22 protein-coding genes and 1 pseudogene are annotated in these 22,190 nt (G+C 57.8%); 9 read left to right on the forward strand and 14 right to left on the reverse strand.

Annotated elements, in window-relative coordinates:
• Window positions 1–66: 66 nt before the first annotated feature.
• The 10 genes from PH558_RS22165 to PH558_RS22210 form a co-directional block, all read right to left on the reverse strand.
• Window positions 67–1,071, reverse strand: a complete 1,005-nt coding sequence (locus PH558_RS22165) for an inorganic phosphate transporter (protein WP_285206467.1) — start codon at window positions 1,069–1,071, stop codon at window positions 67–69.
• Window positions 1,071–1,688 (reverse strand): DUF47 domain-containing protein, encoded by a 618-nt coding sequence (locus tag PH558_RS22170; RefSeq protein WP_095437770.1) that lies wholly within the window; start codon window positions 1,686–1,688, stop codon window positions 1,071–1,073. The genes PH558_RS22165 and PH558_RS22170 overlap by 1 nt, the downstream gene beginning before the upstream one ends.
• A gap of 140 nt (window positions 1,689–1,828) precedes the next feature.
• Window positions 1,829–2,878, reverse strand: coding sequence for a sn-glycerol-3-phosphate import ATP-binding protein UgpC (locus tag PH558_RS22175; RefSeq protein ID WP_285206468.1), 1,050 nt, complete (start codon window positions 2,876–2,878; stop codon window positions 1,829–1,831).
• Window positions 2,878–3,726 (reverse strand): sn-glycerol-3-phosphate ABC transporter permease UgpE, encoded by an 849-nt coding sequence (gene ugpE / locus PH558_RS22180; protein WP_113406841.1) that lies wholly within the window; start codon window positions 3,724–3,726, stop codon window positions 2,878–2,880. Before ugpE ends, PH558_RS22175 begins: the two co-directional genes overlap by 1 nt.
• Window positions 3,727–3,735: 9 nt before the next feature.
• Entirely contained in the window at window positions 3,736–4,617 is an 882-nt protein-coding gene (gene ugpA, locus PH558_RS22185) for a sn-glycerol-3-phosphate ABC transporter permease UgpA (RefSeq protein ID WP_095437773.1), read from the reverse strand.
• Between the two features lie 66 nt (window positions 4,618–4,683).
• Window positions 4,684–5,994: a sn-glycerol-3-phosphate ABC transporter substrate-binding protein UgpB gene (gene ugpB / locus PH558_RS22190; protein WP_285206474.1), complete on the reverse strand. Its 1,311-nt coding sequence runs from the start codon at window positions 5,992–5,994 to the stop codon at window positions 4,684–4,686.
• Between the two features lie 156 nt (window positions 5,995–6,150).
• The gene (locus PH558_RS22195; RefSeq protein WP_285206475.1) at window positions 6,151–6,951 is read right to left on the reverse strand and encodes an inositol monophosphatase family protein; all 801 of its coding nucleotides are present in this window, start codon (window positions 6,949–6,951) and stop codon (window positions 6,151–6,153) included.
• Between the two features lie 37 nt (window positions 6,952–6,988).
• Window positions 6,989–8,053 (reverse strand): ABC transporter ATP-binding protein, encoded by a 1,065-nt coding sequence (locus PH558_RS22200; RefSeq protein ID WP_285206477.1) that lies wholly within the window; start codon window positions 8,051–8,053, stop codon window positions 6,989–6,991.
• Window positions 8,050–10,287: an ABC transporter permease gene (locus tag PH558_RS22205; protein WP_285206479.1), complete on the reverse strand. Its 2,238-nt coding sequence runs from the start codon at window positions 10,285–10,287 to the stop codon at window positions 8,050–8,052. Before PH558_RS22205 ends, PH558_RS22200 begins: the two co-directional genes overlap by 4 nt.
• 90 nt (window positions 10,288–10,377) lie before the next feature.
• Entirely contained in the window at window positions 10,378–11,406 is a 1,029-nt protein-coding gene (locus PH558_RS22210) for an ABC transporter substrate-binding protein (RefSeq protein WP_113407044.1), read from the reverse strand.
• 153 nt (window positions 11,407–11,559) lie between these two features.
• Between PH558_RS22210 and PH558_RS22215 the strand changes: the two genes are divergently transcribed.
• On the forward strand, window positions 11,560–12,600 hold the full coding sequence (locus PH558_RS22215) for a LacI family DNA-binding transcriptional regulator (RefSeq protein ID WP_446740123.1): 1,041 nt from the start codon (window positions 11,560–11,562) through the stop codon (window positions 12,598–12,600).
• 30 nt (window positions 12,601–12,630) lie between these two features.
• A complete protein-coding gene (locus PH558_RS22220) occupies window positions 12,631–13,146 on the forward strand; it encodes an NUDIX hydrolase (protein ID WP_285206562.1) in 516 nt (171 codons plus the stop codon).
• Between the two features lie 191 nt (window positions 13,147–13,337).
• Here PH558_RS22220 and PH558_RS22225 read toward each other — a convergent pair whose 3' ends face one another.
• Window positions 13,338–13,631 carry a hypothetical protein gene (locus tag PH558_RS22225; RefSeq protein ID WP_095437779.1) on the reverse strand — a complete coding sequence of 98 codons (294 nt, stop codon included), beginning with the start codon at window positions 13,629–13,631 and terminating at the stop codon, window positions 13,338–13,340.
• Window positions 13,632–13,772: 141 nt separating this feature from the next.
• Here PH558_RS22225 and PH558_RS22230 point away from each other — a divergent pair, with 141 nt between their 5' ends.
• The gene (locus PH558_RS22230; RefSeq protein WP_285206483.1) at window positions 13,773–14,744 is read left to right on the forward strand and encodes a LacI family DNA-binding transcriptional regulator; all 972 of its coding nucleotides are present in this window, start codon (window positions 13,773–13,775) and stop codon (window positions 14,742–14,744) included.
• An 895-nt stretch (window positions 14,745–15,639) separates the two neighbouring features.
• On the opposite strand, the gene PH558_RS22235 is transcribed toward PH558_RS22230, so the two are convergent.
• Window positions 15,640–16,152, reverse strand: coding sequence for a ferritin-like domain-containing protein (locus PH558_RS22235; RefSeq protein WP_095438901.1), 513 nt, complete (start codon window positions 16,150–16,152; stop codon window positions 15,640–15,642).
• Between the two features lie 278 nt (window positions 16,153–16,430).
• On the opposite strand from PH558_RS22235, the gene PH558_RS22240 reads away from it, so the two are divergent.
• The 5 genes from PH558_RS22240 (at window position 16,431) to PH558_RS34390 (ending at window position 19,570) form a co-directional block, all read left to right on the forward strand.
• On the forward strand, window positions 16,431–17,699 hold the full coding sequence (locus PH558_RS22240; RefSeq protein WP_113406835.1) for a DUF892 family protein: 1,269 nt from the start codon (window positions 16,431–16,433) through the stop codon (window positions 17,697–17,699).
• A gap of 193 nt (window positions 17,700–17,892) precedes the next feature.
• The gene (locus PH558_RS22245; protein WP_285206487.1) at window positions 17,893–18,078 is read left to right on the forward strand and encodes a DUF2934 domain-containing protein; all 186 of its coding nucleotides are present in this window, start codon (window positions 17,893–17,895) and stop codon (window positions 18,076–18,078) included.
• Between the two features lie 98 nt (window positions 18,079–18,176).
• A complete protein-coding gene (locus PH558_RS22250) occupies window positions 18,177–18,584 on the forward strand; it encodes a GFA family protein (protein ID WP_095437784.1) in 408 nt (135 codons plus the stop codon).
• Between the two features lie 55 nt (window positions 18,585–18,639).
• Window positions 18,640–19,056, forward strand: a complete 417-nt coding sequence (locus tag PH558_RS22255; RefSeq protein ID WP_285206489.1) for a gamma-glutamylcyclotransferase family protein — start codon at window positions 18,640–18,642, stop codon at window positions 19,054–19,056.
• Window positions 19,016–19,570, forward strand: coding sequence for a transporter substrate-binding domain-containing protein (locus PH558_RS34390; RefSeq protein WP_483314175.1), 555 nt, complete (start codon window positions 19,016–19,018; stop codon window positions 19,568–19,570). The genes PH558_RS22255 and PH558_RS34390 overlap by 41 nt, the downstream gene beginning before the upstream one ends.
• 293 nt (window positions 19,571–19,863) lie before the next feature.
• Here PH558_RS34390 and PH558_RS22265 read toward each other — a convergent pair whose 3' ends face one another.
• Together PH558_RS22265 and PH558_RS34265 are read right to left on the reverse strand one after the other, a co-directional pair.
• Window positions 19,864–20,544 carry a substrate-binding domain-containing protein gene (locus PH558_RS22265; RefSeq protein ID WP_285206491.1) on the reverse strand — a complete coding sequence of 227 codons (681 nt, stop codon included), beginning with the start codon at window positions 20,542–20,544 and terminating at the stop codon, window positions 19,864–19,866.
• 39 nt (window positions 20,545–20,583) lie between these two features.
• Window positions 20,584–20,763 (reverse strand): annotated as a pseudogene (locus PH558_RS34265) (helix-turn-helix domain-containing protein); the annotation flags it as partial.
• Window positions 20,764–20,877: 114 nt separating this feature from the next.
• On the opposite strand from PH558_RS34265, the gene PH558_RS22270 reads away from it, so the two are divergent.
• Window positions 20,878–22,188 (forward strand): MFS transporter, encoded by a 1,311-nt coding sequence (locus tag PH558_RS22270; RefSeq protein WP_285206496.1) that lies wholly within the window; start codon window positions 20,878–20,880, stop codon window positions 22,186–22,188.
• Window positions 22,189–22,190 lie beyond the last annotated feature (2 nt).

Raw genomic sequence — 22,190 nt, forward strand, 5'->3', positions numbered from 1 at the left:
TTGCGAGAGAATAAAAGGATAGAGCGTTTTCGCGATTCGGAGAAATGCAGAAACGCTCCAGCGGGTCTATGCCACCCAGTTCGTGATCCAGTAGGCTATTGCCGAGATAGCAGCTGCCGCGGGCAGCGTTATTATCCACGCGACGACGATATTGCTCGCCAATCCCCATCGAACCGCCGAGATCCGTCGTGCGGCGCCGACACCGACGATTGCGCCCGTGATCGTATGGGTCGTCGAGACCGGGATGCCAAGCCATGTCGCGGCAAACAAGGTCAAGGCGCCACCGGTCTCAGCGCAAAAGCCCTGCATTGGATTGAGCCTGGTGATCTTCGAGCCCATCGTGTGCACGATCCGCCAGCCGCCAAACAGTGTCCCCAGCGCCATCGCGGACTGACAGGATAACACGACCCATAGGGGGACATGGAACTCCGCTCCTGTATGACCTTGGGAGTAGAGCAGCACGGCGATGATACCCATCGTCTTCTGGGCGTCGTTTCCGCCATGGCCGAGGGAATAGAGGGAAGCGGAGACGAATTGCAGGACGCGGAAGGTACTGTCGACGGCGAAGGGCGTCTGGCGAACGAATATCCATGTCACGCATAGCACGAGGAAGAGCGCGAGTACGAAGCCAAGCAGTGGCGACATGACGATGGCGCCCGCCGTCTTCAGCAGGCCGGACCAAACAATGGCATCCATGCCTATCTTCGCCACGCCGGCACCGACGAGGCCACCGACCAGAGCATGCGACGAGCTTGATGGAATGCCGAGTACCCAGGTTACGATATTCCATATGATCGCCCCCATCAGGGCGGCAAAGATGACCTGTGGCGTGACGATGTTAGGATCGATAATGCCGGTGCCGAGGGTTTCGGCGACGTGGAGCCCGAAAAACAGGAAAGCGATGAAATTGAAGAATGCGGCCCATAACACGGCATATTGCGGTCGCAGGACCCTTGTCGAGACGATAGTGGCAATTGAATTGGCGGCATCGTGCAGCCCATTCAAAAAATCGAAGAACAATGCCACTGCGATGAGGCCCACCAGCAATGGGAAAGCGAGAGTGGCCTCCATCAGACGTTCTCGATTACGATGCCGCTGATTTCATTGGCGACATCCTCGAAACGATCGACGACCTTCTCCAGTTCGCCAAAGATCTCGCTGCCGATGATGTAGGCCATTGGGTTGGTGCCGCCATACCGGCGAAAGAGATCTTTTAGACCTTGATCATGTAGCTCATCGGAGCGACCCTCGACCTTTACGACCTCTTCGGTGAGTGCGCTGAGGCGCGAAGAGTTTGCACTCATGCGATCAAGGAGAGGGATTGCCTCGGCTACCAGTTTCGCAGCCTCGACGATCGCTTTGCCCATTTCCTGCATACCGGGATCAAAACTGTCCTGTTCGAATAGCCGGATCGTCTTGACCGTCTTGTGCATCATGTCGATCGCATCGTCCATTGACATGATAAGATCCTTGATGTCGCCACGGTCAAAGGGCGTGATGAAACTGCGCCGAGTGGCAAGCAAAACTTCGCGCGTTATGTCATCGGCCTCATTCTCGAGCTCTACGATGCGCTGGCAGTGCTGCTCCGTGTCTTTGCCGGCCAGCAATTCGTTCAGAGCTTCCGCCGCGCTGACGATCGTGCGCGAATGTCGAGAGAAAAGATCAAAAAAACGGTCTTCTCTCGGCATCAGTCTACGAAACCAGTTCACTTTCCGCACTCCAAACAGGCGTTGTCATAAATCCGTCATAAATGACGAAGCCTGACATGGAAAGCCGAGACATCCGCAAAACGACGCTCTCTGACAGCGTCATCACAACATTTGAACTGTTATACGGGGTCTAATCTGTTTCCGTGACCGTCGAAGAAATGCAGGCTCCCGGCTGAAGCGGTAACCATGCATTCGGTGTCCATTGCGATCCGGGACCGCCCTGAAACTCGAAAGACGATGGTTTGGCCGTCCGCCAGGGTACCGTAGACATAGCTCTCCGCCCCGACGAGCTCCACCGCCTGGACACGCACTTTCGCGCTGAAAGCCGCATCGCTCGCGCCGCCGGCAAGGTGAAGATCCTCGGGCCGGATGCCGATCGTCATGTCAGCGCCGCCAAGGCGGCTGTCAGACGAAAGCGCAATTGTGCTGCTTTCGGTAGGTTTCAGAAGATTCATCGAAGGCGAGCCTATGAAGGTCGCAACGAAGGTCGTGGCGGGTCGTTCATAGAGCTCGATGGGTGTGCCGACCTGTTCGATCCGCCCGCTATTCAAGACGACCAGGCGATCGGCCAGCGTCATGGCCTCCATCTGGTCATGGGTGACATAGACGCTCGTGGTCGCGAGAGATCGTTGCAGCCGTCTGATCTCGACACGCATTTGCACTCGCAGCTTGGCATCGAGATTGGAAAGCGGCTCGTCGAACAGGAACGCTGCCGGCTCGCGCACGATGGCACGACCCATTGCTACGCGTTGCCGCTGACCACCGGAGAGTTGACGTGGCCTGCGCTCGAGGAAGGGTTCGATTTCAAGCGATCGTGCCGCTGATTGGATGCGCTGGTTTATTTCGGCTGCCGGGACCTTCCTGTTCTTCAGGCCATATGCCAGATTCTGACGCACGGTCATGTGCGGATAAAGCGCATAGTTCTGAAAGACCATCGCGATGTCGCGCTCCGAGGGTTCCAGGCGATTGACGATACGGCCGCCAATATTGATTTCGCCTGACGTGATGGCTTCAAGGCCCGCGATCATGCGCAGGAGCGTGGACTTGCCGCAGCCGGAAGGTCCGACCAGGACGACAAGTTCGCCATCGGCGATATCGAGCGACACGCCCTTGATTGCGTCGATGCCGCCGTAGCTTTTACGGACATCCTTGAGAGTGATCCCGGCCATTATTTCTCCGTCTCCACCAGACCTTTGACGAACCAGCGCTGCATCAGTACCACGACGAGGATGGGCGGAATGATCGCCAGGATCGCCGTGACCATCACAAAATTCCACGGTGTCGCCGCATCGGCGAAATCCACCATCTTCCGGAGCCCGATGATGATCGTCGACATCTTCGCGTCATTGGTGACCAGGAGCGGCCACAAATATTGCGTCCAGCCATAGATGAAGAGGATCACGAAAAGGGCTGCGATATTGGTCTTCGACAGCGGCAACAGGATATCGCGCATGAAGCGGAATGGGCCGGCATTGTCGATGCGGGCGGCTTCAAGGAGTTCACCCGGCACCGTCAGGAAGAACTGCCGGAACAGGAATGTCGCGGTCGCTGATGCCATCAGCGGTAAGGTCAGGCCCGCATAGGTGTCGATCATGCCGAGATCCACGATGACCTTGTAGGTCGGCAGGATGCGCACCTCCACCGGCAGCATCAACGTGACGAAGATCATCCAGAAAAACACCATCCGCAGCGGAAAGCGGAAGAAGACAATGGCGAAGGCTGAGAGAAAGGAGATTGCGATCTTGCCGGCGGCGATGACGACAGCGACAACAAACGTATTCCAGAGCATCCGTTCAAGGCTGACGCCGACCACGCGTTCGACACCGCCGTTCAGCGCCTCGCCATAGTTCTCGGCGAAATGGCCGCCGGGCAACAGCGAGATCGGCGGCCGCAAAATCTCGGCTGACGTCATGGTCGAGGCAACGAAAGTGTAATAGATCGGGAAGGCGACGATGATGATGCCGATGATCAGCATCAGATGGCCGATGAGATTGGCGACGGGACGCTTTTCGATCATCGGCAAGCCTCACGCATAATGCACACGCTTCTCGACGAAGCGGAATTGGAATGCCGTCAGCGCAATGACAATCACCATCAGGATGACGGACTGAGCCGCAGACGAGCCAAGGTTGAGATTGACGAAGCCGTCATTGTAGACCTTGTAGACGAGAGTCTCCGTCGCCTTCGCCGGGCCGCCGCCGGTGACGGCATGGATGATGCCGAAGGTGTCGAAGAAGGCGTAGACCGTGTTGACCACCAGGAGAAAGAATGTCGTCGGCGCAAGCAGGGGAAAGACGATCGTCCAGAAGCGCCGGTTGCCGCGGGCGCCATCGATGGATGCGGCTTCCAGCAATGATTTTGGGATTGCCTGCAGCCCGGCAACGAAGAACAGGAAATTGTAGCTGATCTGCTTCCAGGCGGCGGCGATGATGACAAGCACCATGGCCTGATTGCCGTTTAGCAGGGGGTCCCAGGCAAATCCGTTGCGGCGCAGGATGTAGGCCAAGGTACCCATGGCCGGATTGAACATGAAGAGCCAGAGCATGCCGGCGACGGCGGGTGCAACCGCATAGGGCCAGATCAGCAGCGTTCGATAGAGCGTCTGCCCGCGCACCACCTTGTCGGCGGCGGTTGCAAGCGCGAGCGCGACGATCATCGACAGCAGTGCCGTCGCGATACTGAAGATCACCGTCACCTGGAGGGAATGCAGGTAGGTCTCGTCGGATAAGATGGTGCGAAAATTCGCAAGCCCTACGAAGCCGCTCTTCAGCCCGAAAGGGTCTTCGCGCTGCGTCGATTGATAAAGCGCTTGGCTTGCCGGCCAGAAGAAGAACACGACCGTCAGGATGATTTGTGGCGCGACGAGGAAATAGGGTAGGACCTTGTTGGGAAAGACAACGCGCTGCACGGCGATCTCCTAGGACGAGAAAACGGCCCGCAGCCTTGTCGGCTGCGGGTCAATCGCATCAGCCCATCAATTGCCAATGGCTTGCTGGATTGCGGCATCGCCACGCTGGACGGCCTTGTCGAGGGCCGTCTTGGCATCTTCCTTGCCGGCCAGCATAGCCTCGAACTCCTCGTTCATGATGTCGCGCACCTGCGGCAGGTTGACGAGACGCACACCTTTGGAGTTGGCTGTGGGAGCCTTGCCGAGCATTTGCAGGATCGGCGTTTCGCGGCCGGGATTCTTGTCATAGAAGCCGGATTTCTTGGTTTCATCATAGGCGGCCGTCGTTACCGGCAGATAGCCGGAAACCTGATGCAGGCGTGCCTGGATCTTGGTCTGTGACAGGAAATGGAAGAATTCGGCAATGCCCTTGTATTCGGTGTCGCTCTTGCCGGCAAACACCCAGAGGCTGGCGCCGCCAGGAATGGTATTCTGTGGACGGCCTTCGCCTTCATAGTAAGGTAATTGGCCGATGCCGTAATTCATGCCGCTCTTGATGATGTCGCCGAGGCCTCCCGACGATTCCGTCAGAATGCCGCATTCTCCCGAGGTAAAGAGCTGCTTTGCCTCCGACGTGCGGCCGCCATAGCGGAAGGTGCCGTCCTTGGCGAGATCGGCGATCGACTGGAAATGCTGGACGAAGAGAGGCGTATTGAACGCCAGCTTGACGTCGGTGCCGCCGAGACCATTTTCGTTGGAGCCATAGCTGATATTGTTCCAGGCAGCGAAATTCTCGGTCTGAATCCAGGTGAGCCAAGTCGAGGTGAAGCCGCAGGCCGATGCCCCGCTCGACTTGATCTTCTTGGCAGCGTCGAAAACCGCCGGCCAGGTTTTCGGCGGGTTCTCGGGGTCGAGCCCGGCCTTCTTGAAGGTATCCTTGTTGTAATAGAGGATCGGCGAAGACGAATTATAGGGGAAGGACAGCATCGTGCCGTCCGGCTTGGAATAGTAGGAAACGATGCCGGGCAGGTAGAGCGACTTGTCGAATTTATAGCCGCCCTTTTTCAGAACTTCAGCCGCCGGCATGATCGCGCCTTCGGCACCCATCATCACGCCGCTGCCGGCGTCGAAGACCTGCAGGATCGCCGGCGCCTGCTTGGCGCGAAACGCCGCAATACCGGCATTCAGCGCTTCCGGATAGGTGCCCTTGAACACGGGTACAATCTTATAGTCCTTCTGGCCCTCGTTGAACTCCTTGGCCAGTTGTTCGACGACTTCGTTGTTGGCGCCCGACATGGCATGCCACCATTGCAGCTCGGTCACTGCAAACGCGTGCGATGTTCCGGCAAATGAAATTGCAGCCGCTACAAGGCAGCTCCACGCGAGGCGATTAGGCATTTTTCCTCCCATTATACTTCTTTCCGTGAAACGGGTTGGTCGATCCTCCTCGATCGGCCGACCCGCTTTGCGCTACACTGCCGCCGGATGTGACGGTCAACTTGCAAGCGCGTTCATCTAAACTAATATCTGCTCAGCTCTTGTCTACCGTGAAGTTCATAAGCCAGCTATCTTTTTGAGATCGTCGATCGCGCCCGGAGCGGCGCCCAGAACCACCGACCCCTTGGTCAGACGTTCACCTTCAGTCGGGAAGGGATGGTACCAACCCCCGGCTTCCTTCACGAGGCAATAGCCGGCCAGGCAATCCCAGGCATGCATATAGGGTTCGTAGTAGCCGACCAATCGGCCAGCCGCCACATAGGCGAGCATCAGGGCGCCTGAGCCGTTACGGATGAAATTGCCCCCGGCTTCGAGAACCTGCTCGACCATTTTCGCGACGAAGGCCGGCGAGACATGGTTGTTGGCGCCGATGCCAGTCACGGCGTTACGGATATTGCGCGATGCATCCAGCTTGAGGCTCTTGCCGTTCAAGGTAGCCCCTTTGCCGTGCGCGGCGACGTAAAGCTCGTCGTGGCATGGTGCGGAAATGACGCCGATCACGGGAATGCCGTCATGCAAGACCGCGATGGAAACGCACCAGTTGGGCATGCCGCTGACGAAGGGACTTGTGCCATCGATCGGATCGACGACCCAGGTGTAGCCAGAGCTGCCCGTTTCCAGGCCATATTCTTCGCCGAGAATGCTATCTTGCGGGTGCGCTTCATGGATGCGGGTGCGGATGAGATTTTCGACCTCGCGGTCAGCGATTGAGACGAGATCCTGCGGGTCGCGCTTGGTTTCGATGATCAGGGTCTCGCGGCGCTTGAAATAGTCGAGAGCGAGCTTGCCGGCCTCACGGGCGATGGTCTCGGCAAGGGCGAGACGTGCTTCGAGATCGGCGAGGGGAACGGAGGTCATGCAGTTATGTCCTTAATCGTCTGATGTTTGACGGCAATCAGCCGCCGATGACGGCAATGCCGCGATCCTTGAAAGCGATCGTGACATCGGTGTGGGGAGGAAGGGCGGAATCGACCGTGGCATCGACAACGAAGAGCGATCCGCGATCGGTCTTTACTTCATACTCGACATGATCGCCGAGATAGGCGGAATGAGTGATCTGGCCATGGAACTGGCCGTTGGCAGTTCCCGGCGTCAGAATGATTGCGTTCGGCCGCACGGCGAGCTGCGCGGGGCCATGTTTGACGGAACGGCTGTTGACCCTGTGGCGAAGCCCTGCGATGGCGATCGTGACGCCATCGTTGTCGGTCTCGACGACATCGCACGGCATGACATTGGCCTCGCCCATGAAATCGGCGATAAAGGCCGAGGCTGGGGCATCGTAGAGCTCGCGCGGTGCACCTTGCTGCGCGATACCGCCATCCTTCATGACGATGATGCGATCGGAAACGGCAAGTGCTTCGTCCTGGTCATGGGTCACATAGACGGCAGTAAAGCCAAGCCGTTGCTGCAATTCGCGAATATCCGTCCGGACGCGCCGGCGCAACCGGGCATCAAGATTGGAAAGCGGCTCGTCGAGAAGCAGCACCTGAGGTTCGACGACGAGCGCACGCGCCACGGCGACACGCTGCTGCTGGCCACCGGAGAGTTCGGCCGGAAGGCGCGAGCCCATGCCGGCAAGGCCGACAAGGCCAAGCGCATCCTCCGCCTTCTCGCGCGCTGCCTTGCGTTTCATGCCTGAGGATTCCAGTCCATAGGCGACATTGTCGAGCGCCGTCATATGCGGAAACAAGGCATAGCTCTGGAAAACCATCGAGACGTCACGCTCGTTGGCCGGAAGCATGGTGACATCCTTGCCGCCAATCAGAATGCGGCCGGAGGAGGGGTGCTCCAGCCCCGCCAGCATGCGAAGCGTCGTCGTCTTGCCGCAGCCGGAAGGGCCGAGCAGGGTGACGAGCGTACCGGGCTCGATGGTGAGCGAGAGATCGGGAATGGCCGTGAACGCGCCGAAGGTTTTTCGAACATTCTCGAAGACGACGGAACCGGGAGCCTTCGGATTCATGCGGTTTTCTCCTGAGCAAGGGATGCGGGCGCGGTCGGCGGTGGTGTTATTGCGACACGGTTTACGCGCCGCAGCCGCCTTTCTCCGACGAGCAGCTGGAACCCGGCAATGACTGATATCATGACGACGATGAGGGCGGAGGAATAAGCGATTGCGACGCCATACTCGCCGTTTTCGACGAGGCCGACGATATAGGCCGTGGACATGTTGTACTGGGCGCTGACGAGGAAGATAACGGCGCTGATCGAGGTGATGGCTCGCACGAAGGAATAGACCAGCGCCGCGGTGATCGCCGGCCGCAGCAGTGGCAGGATCACCTTCCGAATGGTGCGCAGGCTGTCGGCCCGCAATGTCAGCGATGCCTCATCGAGGCTTTTGTCTAGCTGGCTCATGGCGGCAACGCCACCGCGTACACCGACCGGCATGTTACGAAAGACGAAGCAGGCAACGAGAATCAGCGCCGTTCCGGTCATCTCCAGGGGCGGCAGGTTAAAAGCCATGATGTAGCTGATGCCGATGACCGTGCCGGGGATGGCAAAGCTCATCATCAGCGCGAATTCGAACAGGCCGCGACCGACGAATTTCTGGCGCACGATCAGATAGGCCGTCAGCAGGCCGACGGCAGCCGTCAAGGGTGCGGAGATCAGGGCGATCTCCATCGTCGTCCAGAAGGAGTTCCAGGCAACGCCGGTCCAGGCAAGGCCGCCATCGTCGCGCAGGCCGATCGAGAAGGCCTTGACGTAATGTTCCACCGTCAGCGTGTTGTCGAGACCCCAGGTGCGGACAAAGCCGCCGAAGAGGATCATGACGTAGACGACGACGGTAAAGATCATCCAGGGGATAACGAGCGCATGGACGGCGATGGAGAGGCCGCGGGGCAGGGCGCTATGAGCGCCCGAATCTCCCTTGCCTGTCACCGTCGCAAAGCTCTTGCCCTGCAGCCACAGGCGTTGCGCGAGGAAGGCGCTGAGCGTGAAGACGAGCAGGATCATGGCAAGGACTGCCGCGCGCGACGGATCGTTCTGTGCGCCGACGACACTGAAGAAGATCTCCGTCGACAGAACCCCGTGGCTGCCGCCGAGAACCATCGGATTGCCGAAATCGGCCATGCTTTCGATGAAGCCGATCAGGAAGGCGTTTGCGAGGCCCGGTTTCATCAGCGGCAGGGAAACCCGCCAGAAGGTGCGCCAGCGATTGGCGCGTAAAGTTTGAGAAGCCTCTTCCATCGACGGGCTGACGCCTTCGACCACGCCGATGAGGACAAGAAAGGAAATCGGCGTGAAGGAGAGAACCTGGGCGATCCAGATACCCGTCAGGCCATAGAGCCAGCGGCTAGGTTCCGTTCCGAAGATTGAGGCCGCGGCTTGTGTCACGACGCCGGCCCGTCCGAACAGCAGGGTCAGCGCGAGACCGACCACGAAGGGCGGCGTGATGATCGGCAGGATTGTGAGAAGCCTCAGTCCCTTCTTGAACGGAAAGCGGGTGCGGGTGGCCACAAGGGCAAAGCAGAGCCCGAGCAAGGTCGACCCGCTTGCCGTGAGGATAGCAAGCCAAAGAGTGCGCCAGGCGACGCCGCAGCGGTCGCCGCCGACAATGCAGCTGAGGCTCCAGATCGACGGGTCCTGGATGTTCGTCGTGAAGCCGCTGGGATCGAAGGATCCGTCAAACGACTGGAAGGCTCCGACGAACATGCTGCCGACGGGATAGAAGACGAAGATGGCGACAAGGACGATCAGCATGGTAATTGCGCTGACGACGAAGGCATCACCCTTCATCGCGCCGCGTTCGGCAAGGCCGAAGGAAAAGAACAGGACGAAGACGATACCAAGGATAATGGCACCGGCACCCATCGCTGGCTGGCCGTCCGCCAGCGCACCGAAGATGGTCTCGCAGATCGACCAACTCCAGCCCGACGACGTGATCGCTAGTCCCTGCAGCGACAAAAAGGCAAAACCCAACGCACCGGCGAGCGCCATCACCGCACCGCGCGGCATCGGTTTGGAGATGAAGCGCGCGATGCCACCGAGCATAAGGAGCCCGGCGGCAATCGCGAGCCACCATCGACCGTAACTGACGATTTGCAAGATTCCCGGCGCTGTGGAGGGATCGCCGAGAAAGCCGCTCAGCCAGCCAAGGCCGAAGAAGCCGCCCTCTATGCGATACCATGGGAGTAGTATCAGGGCGGCAATGCCGAAGATCAGCGCAACATCCAGCCGGCGTTTGCTATTGGTCATGGTCGGATTCGCATCCCGTTCAGCAAAAATCAGAGATGAAGCAGGCCGGATGCACGAGGAGCCGGCCTGCGAGGGCAATCGAAAAAGCCGTCAGTTGGCCTTTGCGCCGATTTCCTTGTCCCATCGGGCAAGCAGGGCCTTACGGATCGTGGGATCGCCGTATTTCTTGAAGTCGTAGTCGATCAGCTTGATCTCCTCGAATTTCGGAGCCTCCTTCGGCACCTCGGCCGACTTGTTGGAGGGAAGCTGGTAGGACTTGGCATCCTTCATATGCGATTGTGCCTCGGCGCTGAGTGCCCAGTCGTACCACTTCTTGGCGTTGTCGAGATTTCTGGCGCCCTTGATGATCGACATGGAGCCGATCTCATAACCCGTGCCCTCGCACGGTGCGACCGCCTTGATGGGAAAGCCTTCGACGGTCTGTGCAACCGCGTCATGCATGAAAACGATGCCGATCGTCGATTCCCCGCGAGCTGCCGCCTTCACCGGCGCGGAGCCCGACTTGGTATATTGCGAGACATTGGCATTGAGCTTCGAAAGATAATCGAAGGCCTTGTCCTCGCCCATGATCTGCACGAGTGTCGCCAAAGTATTGTAGGACGTTCCCGACGAGTTCGGATTGGCAATCTGGATCTCGCCCTTGTAGGAGGGGTCAAGAAGGTCGGCCCAGCATTTAGGCTCCTTCAAGCCCTTCTTCTTCAAGATATCCGTGTTATAGCCCCAGCCAAGCGCTCCCGCATAAACGCCGACCGTGCGGAAATTGGCGCTTTCGGCCTGCTTCTTCGCCCAATCCTGAAGCTGGTCGAAAAGCGGTGATTTATATTCCAGCGTCAGGCCCTCGGCTGCTGCCTGCAAATGCGGGTCGCCGGTTCCCGCCCACCAGATGTCCGTCTTTGGATTGCGCGCCTCGGCGCGGATCTTGGCGTAGGTTTCGCCGGCCGAAAGTCGAACCATATTGACCTTGATATCGCTCTGCTTCTCGAAGAGCCCCTTCATCAGATCGCAGACTTCCGGATCCGCCGAGCAGATCACGTTCAGATCGCCCGCGGCATGCGCCGACCAGGCAATAAGCGAAATTCCCGCGGCAAGGGCTGCCGCGGCCATGTTGACCAATCGCATGATGTCCTCCTGCTTTGCGGCGCCTCCACGCCGAACGCTTTTTGCAAGCGTGTGCAAATGCTGCATTGGTTATCTCACGCTGTCAACTACCGCTGTCATAAAAGTTTCATAAAGCCGTCGCGATCGATATATTGCACGCGATTGCAAACTGTGATGGAGTTTCGCTGGAAGAGGAGAGGTGACGTGTCGCAACGAGATTTTGTCAGTGCCGAGGAAGTGGCGCGGCGGGCAGGTGTTTCACGCTCGGCGGTTTCTCGCGCATTCACGCCAGGGGCGAGCGTTTCCGAGGCTACCCGGCAAAAGGTTCTGCGGGCGGCGGAGGAGCTTGGATATCAGGTCAATCATCTCGCCCGCGGGCTGATGCGCAATGAAAGCGGCATTGTCTGTCTGATTGTCTCGGAGGTGGCGACACCTTATCGGTCTGCATTGCTGCGCGAGCTGACACAGCAGCTGCAGATCGTCGGCAAGGTCGCCATGCTCGTCAATACCGACCGCTCCGATGGCAGCGTCGATCGCGCGCTTCAGCAGGCGATCCGATATAGGGCGGATGCATCGATCATTCTCTCAGGCCTGCCCGACAAGTCGATCACGCAGCTCTGCCTGAGAAGCGGCCAGCGTCTCGTTCTGATCAACAGAGACGACGATCAACCGGGACCCTTGCGGATCAATCTCGACGATCGCGAGGCGGCAGGGCGCGTTGTGACCGCGTTCGTTCGCGCCGGCTGCACTAGGCTGGCGTTCGCGAACTCGGAAGCCGGCACGCCGAGTTTGATGGCGCGTGAGGCCGGTTTCATCGCGGCGGCGAAGGCCCATGGACTTGATGTGATCGTCGAACGATATGGCTGGACCGGCTACGAGGCTGGCAAGGTCGTCGCGCAGCGGCTGCTGACCCGAAGCGAACGACCGGACGCGGTGTTTTGTGCAACCGATCTGCTGGCCTGCGGCCTCATGGACGCGGCGCGGCACCAGTTTTCGCTTTCGATCCCGGATCAGCTCTGCGTCATTGGCTTCGACGATATTGAGCAGGCCTCATGGTCGTCCTATGATTTGACGACCTTTGCTCAGCCCGTGGCGGCAATCGCACGACAGGCTGTGACATGGCTGGGCGAGAGCCGGTCATCGGACAGGCTCGAGGGCCATTCCGTAACATTGCACGCCGAACTGGCGTGGCGAGGCTCGGTTAGAGGAGGATAGGGCGCTGGATAGGCTGATAAGTTGAATGACATGACATCAAAAAAAGACAGCGGCAAGTCAACATCCCCCAAATCAAAGCACCTGCTGCAACAGCTGGCACGCACGCCGGAACAGCTGTTTTCCAGTGCGTTCAGAAACCAATATGGCGCGCTTTGTTTTCGCTACAAGGAGGGCGGTGACGAGATCGAAGTTCTGGTGATTACCTCGCGTGAAAGCGGGCGCTGGATCGTGCCGAAAGGCTGGCCGATGAAAGGCAAGGAGCCTCACGAGGCAGCCGCCATCGAAGCATGGGAGGAAGCTGGTGTCCGCGGCAAGGTGAGAAGGGCGCCGATCGGGCGATATACCTATCTGAAGGAACTTGACGACGGCAAAGTCGTGCCATGCGTCGTTGACCTGTTTCAAGTGGAAGTGAAAGAGATCCGGAATGAGTTCAAGGAGCGAGGCCAGCGTCGGATCGATTGGGTCAGCCTCGACGAGGCGGCTAGACGAGTACGTGAAATTGAGCTCAAATCTCTGCTCATCAACTTTAGGCCTCAGCGAAAATAAACGTTGGAAATCAGAAGCTTCAGAATCACAGGCCCTAGCCCACATCTGATCACCCAACATCTGATCACATAGACTTCGGACTGTTCTCGCCCGCAACCAACCTGAACAACTTCTATAGTTCGGGTTCGCGGACACTGCCTCTGCCTCCGCGGCGTGCCTGCCGATCTACAGTCACCTCAATCACTTCATTCTCAGTCTTGGATTGTTTCTCTGGACTGTCTCTCAAGCGTTTCGATGAAATCCGCCAACGGATGAATCGATGGGGTTACTGCCAAAAGAGGTTCAAGAGCGGCAGCGACTGCCCGGCAATTGTCTGCGGAAAGAGACCGAAGGTTCGATGAAACCTTGTTATAGGCGGGTGTCCCACGCGAAGCGAAGGAGCGATTGATGACGAATTGTTCCAATTCTCCATCAACTCGTTCCACAAACAATGCCAGTGATCCTCCATCGGCAGCAGCAGCGCTGTCAGAGACCGCTTTGAACATATTATCCTCCATCCGGTGACTGTCACTGCAAGATATCCCATCGATACTTTGGAACCAAATGTGCAAGGCACGCGCGCTGGATTGCTGTCGAGCAGATCATTGCCAGCGGCATTGCGGAACGAGGACGGCAAAAAACTATCCATGAGCACCTCAGCCGATGGAGACGTCGCGCCGATCACCGTATCGCGTGCCCTCCGCAATCCCGAGCAAGTGAGCGCGGAGAAACGCGAGCGCATCCTTCGGGCGGTGAAGCAGACCGGGTATCGCATCAATCCGTTTGCCCGTGCGCTGAAAAGCGGGCGATCCAATGTTGTGCTCGCTTTTGCATCGAACATGTTCAGTGAGCAGTTCGCGGTTGCCTTGCATTCTTGCGCGGAAGTCCTGGAGGCCGCCGGCTACCTGTTTCTTGTCGGCCAAACCTCCTATTCCTACGAACGCGAAACGGCTGCCATCCGCTCGCTGCAAGCGCTGAAACCCGCTGCCGTGATGTTTACCGGGCTCATCGAGCTCCAAGCAAACCGCGAGATCCTCCGTGGTCTCGACATCCCGATCATGGAGACATGGGCGCTGCCCCGGGATCCGATCGATATGCTGGTCGGCTTCTCGAATACCGAGGCCGGCAAGCTCGCAGCGGCAACGCTTGCCAAACGAGGGCACAAGAAAGTCGCCTATGTCGGCCGCAAGGGCGGCCGTGGCGCATTGCGCCTGAAGGGCTTTCGGGAGGGCTGTCGGGAAATGGAACTTGATGTGGTCGGGGAACTGCTGGTCGACGACGTCATTGGTCCGTCGGATGGTCGCCGGTGCCTATCGGAACTTCTCGAAAGAGGCACGGCCGCAGAAGCATTATTCTGCGGAAATGACCTTCTGGCGCTCGGCTGCATCATGGAGGCGCGCCGGCGCCGTATTTCCGTTCCTGAAAGCCTTGCGGTCATCGGTTTCGGGGACAGTGATATTGCTGCTGAGATTCCGCCCGGTCTAACGACAATTGGTATCGACAGTGCGGCTCTCGGGCGCTGCGCGGGTGAAATGTTGCTGGCCAGGCTCTCGGGTCAAAAGATGGAGGAACGCATACGGTGCCTCCCCTTGAACTTAATCTCTCGTGGCAGCCTTTGATGCGGTTTAGTGAATTCCATGACAAGGCACTCCCTTCGTCGTGGGCGGCTCGATTTGGCGACCTCAAGCTCGATAATGATATGTTGTTATATAATGATATGTTGTTATGAACTCGGCGGCTTGTATACCGGAACCGATAAACGCTAGGTACGCCGAGACAAGAAAGGCAGGTTCAAGGAAAGCGCCGACGTCTCACGGTCGCTCTCTGCCGATGCTCGCCATGATGCAAAACATGAGGCGAAGCTTGGGCAGGGCGACAAGGGTGATCGCAATCCTCGTCGTCCAACTCTTCATGTGGGCAGCGGCGATCTTCCGCTCAAATCGAGTTGCGCGATCAGCTTTGTTCCGGAGGGATAATATTCTACTGAAGCTCGTCTAGGAGGGCGGCGATGTCGTCATAGGCTTAATTGACCGCCAAGAGCCCTTCTCCCTGCTCCTTCAGCATCGAATCCTGGACGGCGCGATATAATAGGTTTCGGATCTTCCAAAGCCGCGTTTCAACCGCCGGGCTGCATCTTAGATCGTTCATTTGGCTCTTCTTACCTCCACTAGGCCTTGGGCGCGACGCGTTGTTGATAAGCCAAAACAAGTGACGGCTGGCCTTCGCGAGATCGCTTTCACCTTTGGCGTCTGACGCTTGCACCACCCTAAAACTACCAGATGCGCCCGCGATCTGTGGAGTCGACACACCTCTCAGGGAACCAGAGCAAGCCCAAGTTCCGGCGTTCAGTCAAAGCAGGCTGGCGCTGATCTGCTCGCGCCGCCAGCTGGCGCGAGCATTCGTTTTTATGCTAACGAGATTCCGTTGGGCCAAGGTTATCGTACCAGCTCCGCTTCAGCTGCAAGTCCGTTCTAGCGTTTCCGAGATCGCCCCACGGACGATCACTCATGTCCGTCAGACCTTGGCGGTTGCTCCTCCTTCTCGCAGCATCAGGAACTTCTGCGTGACGGCGGCCAGATTGTCGTTAAGCCACTTTGCCATGGTCTCTTCTTCGGCGAGATTGGACTGCAGAGCTGTGGTGGCGGCGCTAAAGCCGCCAGCATCGGCGACAGTCAACAAGGACTTATAGGCGGCGATTTCGAAATTTTCGAATGCAAAGTTGGCGAAGGAATTTTTGAGGATCTCGTCTCCCGCCATGGTATGGCCCATGGCCGCCATCGCGCCGGTAAACGACAAGGCCATATCCTTCAAGGTCGAATGATCTTCGTCCAGCCCCTCGAGTACTTCCTCGATGCGTCTGATCTGGCCTTCGGTTTCTCGAATATGCTGCTCGAGTTTCGCTGCCACTTCGGGATAGTTTTCGATGCGTGATAACTGCGGCTTCATAATGCTCAAAGCCTGATTTTCCATCGCGTGGGCATTTCTGAGTCCCACAATAAAGACGTCGCGGATTTCGTTGTCTGCCATGATGTCCTCCATTGGTTAGCAGCTTCGAACCAGGAAATGCCGACATTGTTCCTGCAGGAGACTGATCGGCGGAGGACAGTTCAAGGTACGCCTCACGCGCGTGACAGCGTTCAGACCTCAACGCCGCGAAAGATGCTTGAGGCACGACGTGTGTGCGTCGTGGACGACCGCGCCAGCATCCCTGTCCGAGTCTGCGGCGAGCCAGACCATTAATTCGAAAGCGCCCGGAACATTCCTTCATGCGGTCAGTTAGTTGCGATCACCGAGGAGGGTGTCGCATGTACCACCATGTCAAGAAGCTTATGTATACAGTCCGGGTCGACGAGCCTGACCCGAAATTCGGCAACATGTTGCTTGAGCAATTCGGCGGCGCAAACGGCGAACTCGCCGCGGCAATGCAATATTCCATTCAAGGTCTGAACTGTGAAGATCCTGGTCGGAAAGACCTCCTCATGGATATTGGAACCGAGGAGCTCAGTCATCTTGAGATCGTTGGTACTCTGGCCCGAATGCATTTGAAACCTCTGAAGTCGGTCAGAGAAGAAGCCGAGACCGACCCGCTGATCGCAATTGCCGGCGGCGGCGGGGTAAATCTCTTCAATTCGATGGGAAACCCGTGGACTGCCGATTATCTCAAGATCACCGGAGAATTGGATGTTGATCTGCGCAGCAATATTGCAGCGGAGGCGCGGGCAAAGATTGTCTACGAGCGTCTGATCGATTTTTGCCGCGACCCGGGAACCAAGGATGCGCTGCAATTCCTGATGACAAGAGAAATCACCCATATGCGTGCGTTCTCTCTAGCCCTTGAGAGTATGGGAAAGCCGCCGCTCAGCGTCGGGAAAATCGCGCCGACTGCCGGTCTTGTCGATCAGTTTTTCAATGACTCGACGGGAGAAGGCGATCTCGGGGAAGTGGATACGCGAGGCCCATGGAACGAGGGCGGAGATTGGGAGTTCGTCGAGGCCCCAGCCTTCCAGAACATCAGGAATACTGAGAGCGACGGTCCAGCTATCAAAGCGCGCAGCGCTCTTTCTGAAGGATCGGAAGCGATTCAGGACGTGCTCGTCGATGAGTTGCGCGACCTCCTGCATGCTGAAAAGCAACTTTTGAAAGCCTTACCGAAGATGCAGAAAGCTGCTCGCAGTTCGCAGCTGCGAACGCTTCTCGAGCAGCACCTCGCGGAAACGGAGACGCAGGTCGATCGCTTGATCGAATGTCTCCGTCTTCTCGGTTCGACTGCACGCGCCAAACCCTGCAAGGGAATGGCCGGTCTGGTCGAAGAAGGTGAAGAGGTGATGGCAGAAGGTAAGAAGAAAGAGGACGCCCCTGCGGATCTGGCCTTGATCGGTGCCGCGTTGCGCGTCGAGCACTACGAAATCGCGGCCTATACGACCGCACGGAATCTCGCCCTGCAACTTGGTCAGCCCGCAGTTGCACAGTTGCTCACGCTGTCTCTTGGCGAGGAGCAGAATGCCGGTCAACTGTTGGACCAAGTCGCCCAGCCGCTGATGTCCGCCGCAAGGATGCCGCGCAGTGTCATTTGAGGAGAGAATGTGGAACCGCCGAGGAACTGTTCTTTCGCTTCGGTCCCTTATCGATAGAACTTGATTTGCTGATGACAGCCAAGCGTCGCAAGTTCGATTGGTGGCCTTTGATCCGCTGCCAATCGAACGCGAAAACACTCACATTGCCGTCCAAGCCCTGGAAATCTGCATCAAATATCTAGGAGAAAGATCAATGGATGATAATGAAGCGAAGCGTCGCGAGCGAGCTTATCGGGTCTGGGAGGAAGAAGGGCGGCCGGAAGACGGTGGTCTCGATCATTGGCGGCGAGCCGAAGAGCGGCACGTGGAGACGGAGTATGATGCGCCCCGGGTTTCCGAAGGCAAAGGGAAGCGAACGAAGTCTGCGTCTTATTCGTGAGTAACGCTTTTGCAAGCCGGAGAGGGAGCAAATCTCTGTCATCGGCCATGAGGGCCGCGGCTTTTGAATCTTTTACAAAACCAGGTGAGGAAAATGCGATGGCTCCCGCTGAAGCAACCTGGAGTGGCGGATGCCTCTGCGGCAGCCGCCGATACGGTTTCCGACGGGCGCCTCGCTATGCCGGATACTGTCATTGCACAATGTGTCGCCGGGCAACCGGCGGCCCGTTTGCGGTGCTGGTGCAGGTGGACCTTGCCGATATCGAATGGACCACGCCACCGGCGGTGTATCGCTCGTCACCGATTGCTGAACGCGGCTTTTGCCCCATCTGTGGATCACCGCTTTTCCTGCATTATTTCGATGACGACGTCCTACGCATAACAGCAGGCACTCTCGATGATCCGGATCGTATCGCGCCGGCGGGACACTATGGAGTCGAAAGTAGACTGAGGTGGGCAATGTGTGGCGACGGCCTGCCCGAAGAGGAAACGCGCGAGCGCTTTTAGCCAATCTATTACGAAGTGAAGCGAAAGCATCTTCGTCGAGAGGTTTTGAAGCATCATGGTTGAGACCGTCCGTGTGTTCGCCTTCGGAACTTTGAAGAAGGGGTTTGTGCTACATCAGCGAGGCTTGGCAGATGCGCATTATTGTGGCCGCGCTCAGACGAAAAAGGCTTATCCAATGGTGATCGCGGGTCAGTGGTTTGCGCCCATGATGTTTGATGAACCTGGAACCGGATCGATCGTCAGCGGCGAACTCTACGAACTGAGCGGGGAAATGTTAGGCAAACTCGATCGGCTCGAGTCCGTCGGCCAGCCTGGCCATTTTCGCAAATGGATCGAACTTGAAACTGCTAGCGGCAATCTTGCTGAGGCTTTTGCCTATTTCAAGGCTCGCAGATTGGCGGTGCCGATACATACTGGCTATCTCTCCACTTATGACGACCATCGCTTCGTTCCACCAGAACGACGAAGCTGAGCGAGAGATGTTTATTTCGAAAATATGGGCGCGCCAAAGGGAAACTGCGATGATTTGCAGAGCTGCGGCATTTCTGGCCGTCGCATCGTGGGTACGCCGTGCTTTCGTATCAGCTCATACCGTTCATTTGCGGAAGGAAGACCTTGTCTCACTGCACTTGGCCTCGCTTGGCCGCACATTGCCGAACTGCAGACATTTGACCGTACGGGTCACACCCGCACGCTTGCCACTAACGAAACGCCAAACTGGAAAGCAGCAATCTATGCATAAGAGACAGTTCATCGCCATTCTCGCCGCCGCGGGCAGCCCCCCTCAGCCTGACTCTACCGTTTCAGCGGCCCGCGCCGACACACTCTCAGACATTACGTCCAGTAAGACAGTCCGTATAGCGATTCCACAAGACTTTCCGCCGTTCGGCTCTGTCGGTACCGACATGAAGCCCCAGGGCTACGACATCGACATGGCGGCACTCATCGCGAAGAAACTCGGTGCGAACCTTGAGATGGTACCGTAACTTCCGCCAATCGCGTACCATATCTGCGGACGAAAAAGGTGTCAGCCTTGATGACGAAATCTATCTTCGCTATTCGCGATCAGCACCATTGCCGAAAACCGCCGCTGCTCCATTGAGGCCGATATCCGCGAGATCGGCGGAGAAGAACGCTCCCGGTAACAGCAGGAGTGCCATTCGCGGCAGTGATCTTGCCAGCAGATGCGACCTTCCGGTTCTCTTCCAAGCCGACGTGCAACACTCGCAGCATCGTTCTCTGCGCAAAATAGCATCCCCTAGTAACGGATCACGAAAGATCAGTCTGCGGACAGATATCCTGTTTCTCGCAGAATGCGTTCTGTTGCCCGTTCGAAGGCGAATATCTTGGCATCGACTATGTCCGCTCTGAACCCGATGAACAGCCTTCCGTTCTCGATATCCGGCGTGCAGGAGAGGGGCTGGACCGTTCCAGCCGCCACATAGCGCTTGGCCATGGACGCCGGCAGAATGCCGGCGCCGAGGGCCGCAGCAACGAGCTCGCCAATGACCGCGACACTATTGCAAATGATGATGCGCTCCGGTTTCAAGCCTTCGAGTGCAAACCAATGCGTCACCTGCCGGTACATCGCGGATGGGGGCGGGTTCGAAATGATTGGTCTATCGGCCAGTACTTTCGGTGTGATCTCGCCCGGTAGGTGCCATGTGCGGGGCGCAACCCATTGCGTCGGCTGAGCGCCGAGTGGTCGCAATTCGAGCTTCTCGTCCCCCAGCGGATTCAGCAGGACGGCGACATCCAATCGATTGTCGATCAACATCCCCTCAAGAAGGGTGCTGGTTGTGACCGTCCACTCAGGCTCCAGTGCCGGGTGATCGTCGGACAATCCGGCAAGCAACGGCGCAAGGCAGGTGACGGCGAAACCTTCCGCAAGCCCCACGCGCAGTTGGCCGACAACCTTCGGATCGAACTCCCGCTCCTTGATGCCACGCATCTCGGCCATGATTGCTGTCGCGCGTGGTAACAGATCGCGCCCCTGCGCCGTGATTTCCAGTCCGCGGCTTCCCCTGTGAAACAAGTCGCTCGTGAGCGTCGTGCTCAGCTCCTTGAGTCTTAGCGAAACCGTTGGTTGGGCAAGGTGAAGCTGGTCCGCCGCTTTCCGGACTGAACCTAGCTGAGCTGTCCAATAGAAGGCCTCGATCTGGGCAAAGGTGATCCGCATTATTTAAAAAACCTATATCGAAAGCTCAGAAGAACAAATTTGCTCAGGAAAATCAATAACCCTATAAAAGTATCTCAACGGCATGTGAACGGCCGATGGGGAGGGAACAAGATCATGACTGAACGTTCGGGTATTATACTCAAGGTAAGGAAGAGGATCATTCCGATCCTGCTGTTGTGCTATTTTGCGGCCTTTCTCGACCGCGTGAATATCGGCTTTGCGGCGCTGACCATGAACGCTGATCTCGGCTTCAGCGCATCCGCGTTCGGCTTTGGTGCGGGAATATTCTTCCTCGGTTATGTTCTATGCGAGCTGCCGAGCAACCTCATGCTTGCAAAGGTCGGGGCGCGGCTTTGGATTGCGCGCATATTGATCACATGGGGCGTTCTTTCGGCGCTCACCGCATTCGTCTGGTCGCCCGCCAGCTTCTATGTGGTCCGTGTGCTTCTGGGTGCCGCGGAAGCGGGCTTCTTTCCGGGCATCATCTTCTACATTACGCTTTGGTTTCCGAGAGCATATCGTGGCTCGACCTTCGCCCTCTTCAATGTCGCCGTTCCCTTGGCGTCGGTGATCGGTGCGCCGCTATCCGGATTGATTTTGCAGGGGTTCGACGGCGTGGCAGGCCTGCATGGCTGGCAGTGGATGTTCCTCATCGAGGGATTGCCCGCATTCATCATGGGCTTTGTCGTCCTCTTTGCCTTGCCGGAATCACCTGAAACGGCGCAGTTCCTCACCCATGATGAACGGGGCTGGCTTGTCGACACCCTGCGAAGCGATCGGCAGATGCAGGAAGCGTCCGGACGTTTTTCCGCTGTGCAGGCACTCGTCGATCCCAAGGTATTGTTGATGTGTCTGATTGCCGTTGGGCTGGTTATGGGCACAACCGGCATTGCCATCTGGATGCCGCAGTTCATCAAGCAATTCGGCCTGTCCAATCTGCAAACCAGTTTTGTTGCTGCTATTCCATCTGCCTTCATGGCAGTTGCAATGATCGTGGTGGGCCGGAGTTCGGATCGCAGGCGTGAGCGCGTCTGGCATACCGCAGGGCCATTTATCGCGAGCGCTCTCGGATTTCTGATCGCTGCCTTCTCGAGTAGTCCGATTGTTTCGGTGGTGGGCCTGACCCTGGGGGCGGCCGGAATTGGCGGCGCGTCGCCGACCATCTGGACATTCCCGTCGACGCTGTTGACGGGCACGGCTGCCGCTGCCGGGATCGCCCTTATCAATTCGGTCGGCAGTACCGGCGGTTTCTTTGGGCCCTCGATTATCGGTTGGGTTCGCGATGCGACGGGCGGCTTCCAGGGGGCGCTCGTATTCCTGGCAATCGTCATGGCGGTCACCGCCAGTCTCATCCTCATTCTCGGCAGAAGCATGCGAGAGCTCCTTTCCCCGCTCGGTCGGGGCGAGGCTCCGACAAAGGCATAATT

The sequence above is a fragment of the Rhizobium pantanalense genome, from assembly GCF_030182525.1.
Classification (GTDB): Bacteria; Pseudomonadota; Alphaproteobacteria; order Rhizobiales; family Rhizobiaceae; genus Rhizobium.

Excerpts from the sequence above, each read along its gene's own strand:
- PH558_RS22165 (WP_285206467.1), bottom strand. The coding sequence starts at position 1,071 with ATGGAGGCCACTCTCGCTTTCCCATTGCTGGTGGGCCTCATCGCAGTG.
- PH558_RS22170 (WP_095437770.1), bottom strand. The coding sequence starts at position 1,688 with ATGCCGAGAGAAGACCGTTTTTTTGATCTTTTCTCTCGACATTCGCGC.
- PH558_RS22175 (WP_285206468.1), bottom strand. The coding sequence starts at position 2,878 with ATGGCCGGGATCACTCTCAAGGATGTCCGTAAAAGCTACGGCGGCATC.
- ugpE (WP_113406841.1), bottom strand. The coding sequence starts at position 3,726 with ATGATCGAAAAGCGTCCCGTCGCCAATCTCATCGGCCATCTGATGCTG.
- ugpB (WP_285206474.1), bottom strand. The coding sequence starts at position 5,994 with ATGCCTAATCGCCTCGCGTGGAGCTGCCTTGTAGCGGCTGCAATTTCA.
- PH558_RS22195 (WP_285206475.1), bottom strand. The coding sequence starts at position 6,951 with ATGACCTCCGTTCCCCTCGCCGATCTCGAAGCACGTCTCGCCCTTGCC.
- PH558_RS22200 (WP_285206477.1), bottom strand. The coding sequence starts at position 8,053 with ATGAATCCGAAGGCTCCCGGTTCCGTCGTCTTCGAGAATGTTCGAAAA.
- PH558_RS22205 (WP_285206479.1), bottom strand. The coding sequence starts at position 10,287 with ATGACCAATAGCAAACGCCGGCTGGATGTTGCGCTGATCTTCGGCATT.
- PH558_RS22210 (WP_113407044.1), bottom strand. The coding sequence starts at position 11,406 with ATGCGATTGGTCAACATGGCCGCGGCAGCCCTTGCCGCGGGAATTTCG.
- PH558_RS22215 (WP_446740123.1), top strand. The coding sequence starts at position 11,560 with ATGGAGTTTCGCTGGAAGAGGAGAGGTGACGTGTCGCAACGAGATTTT.
- PH558_RS22220 (WP_285206562.1), top strand. The coding sequence starts at position 12,631 with ATGACATCAAAAAAAGACAGCGGCAAGTCAACATCCCCCAAATCAAAG.
- PH558_RS22225 (WP_095437779.1), bottom strand. The coding sequence starts at position 13,631 with ATGTTCAAAGCGGTCTCTGACAGCGCTGCTGCTGCCGATGGAGGATCA.
- PH558_RS22230 (WP_285206483.1), top strand. The coding sequence starts at position 13,773 with ATGAGCACCTCAGCCGATGGAGACGTCGCGCCGATCACCGTATCGCGT.
- PH558_RS22235 (WP_095438901.1), bottom strand. The coding sequence starts at position 16,152 with ATGGCAGACAACGAAATCCGCGACGTCTTTATTGTGGGACTCAGAAAT.
- PH558_RS22240 (WP_113406835.1), top strand. The coding sequence starts at position 16,431 with ATGTACCACCATGTCAAGAAGCTTATGTATACAGTCCGGGTCGACGAG.
- PH558_RS22245 (WP_285206487.1), top strand. The coding sequence starts at position 17,893 with ATGGATGATAATGAAGCGAAGCGTCGCGAGCGAGCTTATCGGGTCTGG.
- PH558_RS22250 (WP_095437784.1), top strand. The coding sequence starts at position 18,177 with ATGGCTCCCGCTGAAGCAACCTGGAGTGGCGGATGCCTCTGCGGCAGC.
- PH558_RS22255 (WP_285206489.1), top strand. The coding sequence starts at position 18,640 with ATGGTTGAGACCGTCCGTGTGTTCGCCTTCGGAACTTTGAAGAAGGGG.
- PH558_RS34390 (WP_483314175.1), top strand. The coding sequence starts at position 19,016 with ATGACGACCATCGCTTCGTTCCACCAGAACGACGAAGCTGAGCGAGAG.
- PH558_RS22265 (WP_285206491.1), bottom strand. The coding sequence starts at position 20,544 with ATGGCCGAGATGCGTGGCATCAAGGAGCGGGAGTTCGATCCGAAGGTT.
- PH558_RS22270 (WP_285206496.1), top strand. The coding sequence starts at position 20,878 with ATGACTGAACGTTCGGGTATTATACTCAAGGTAAGGAAGAGGATCATT.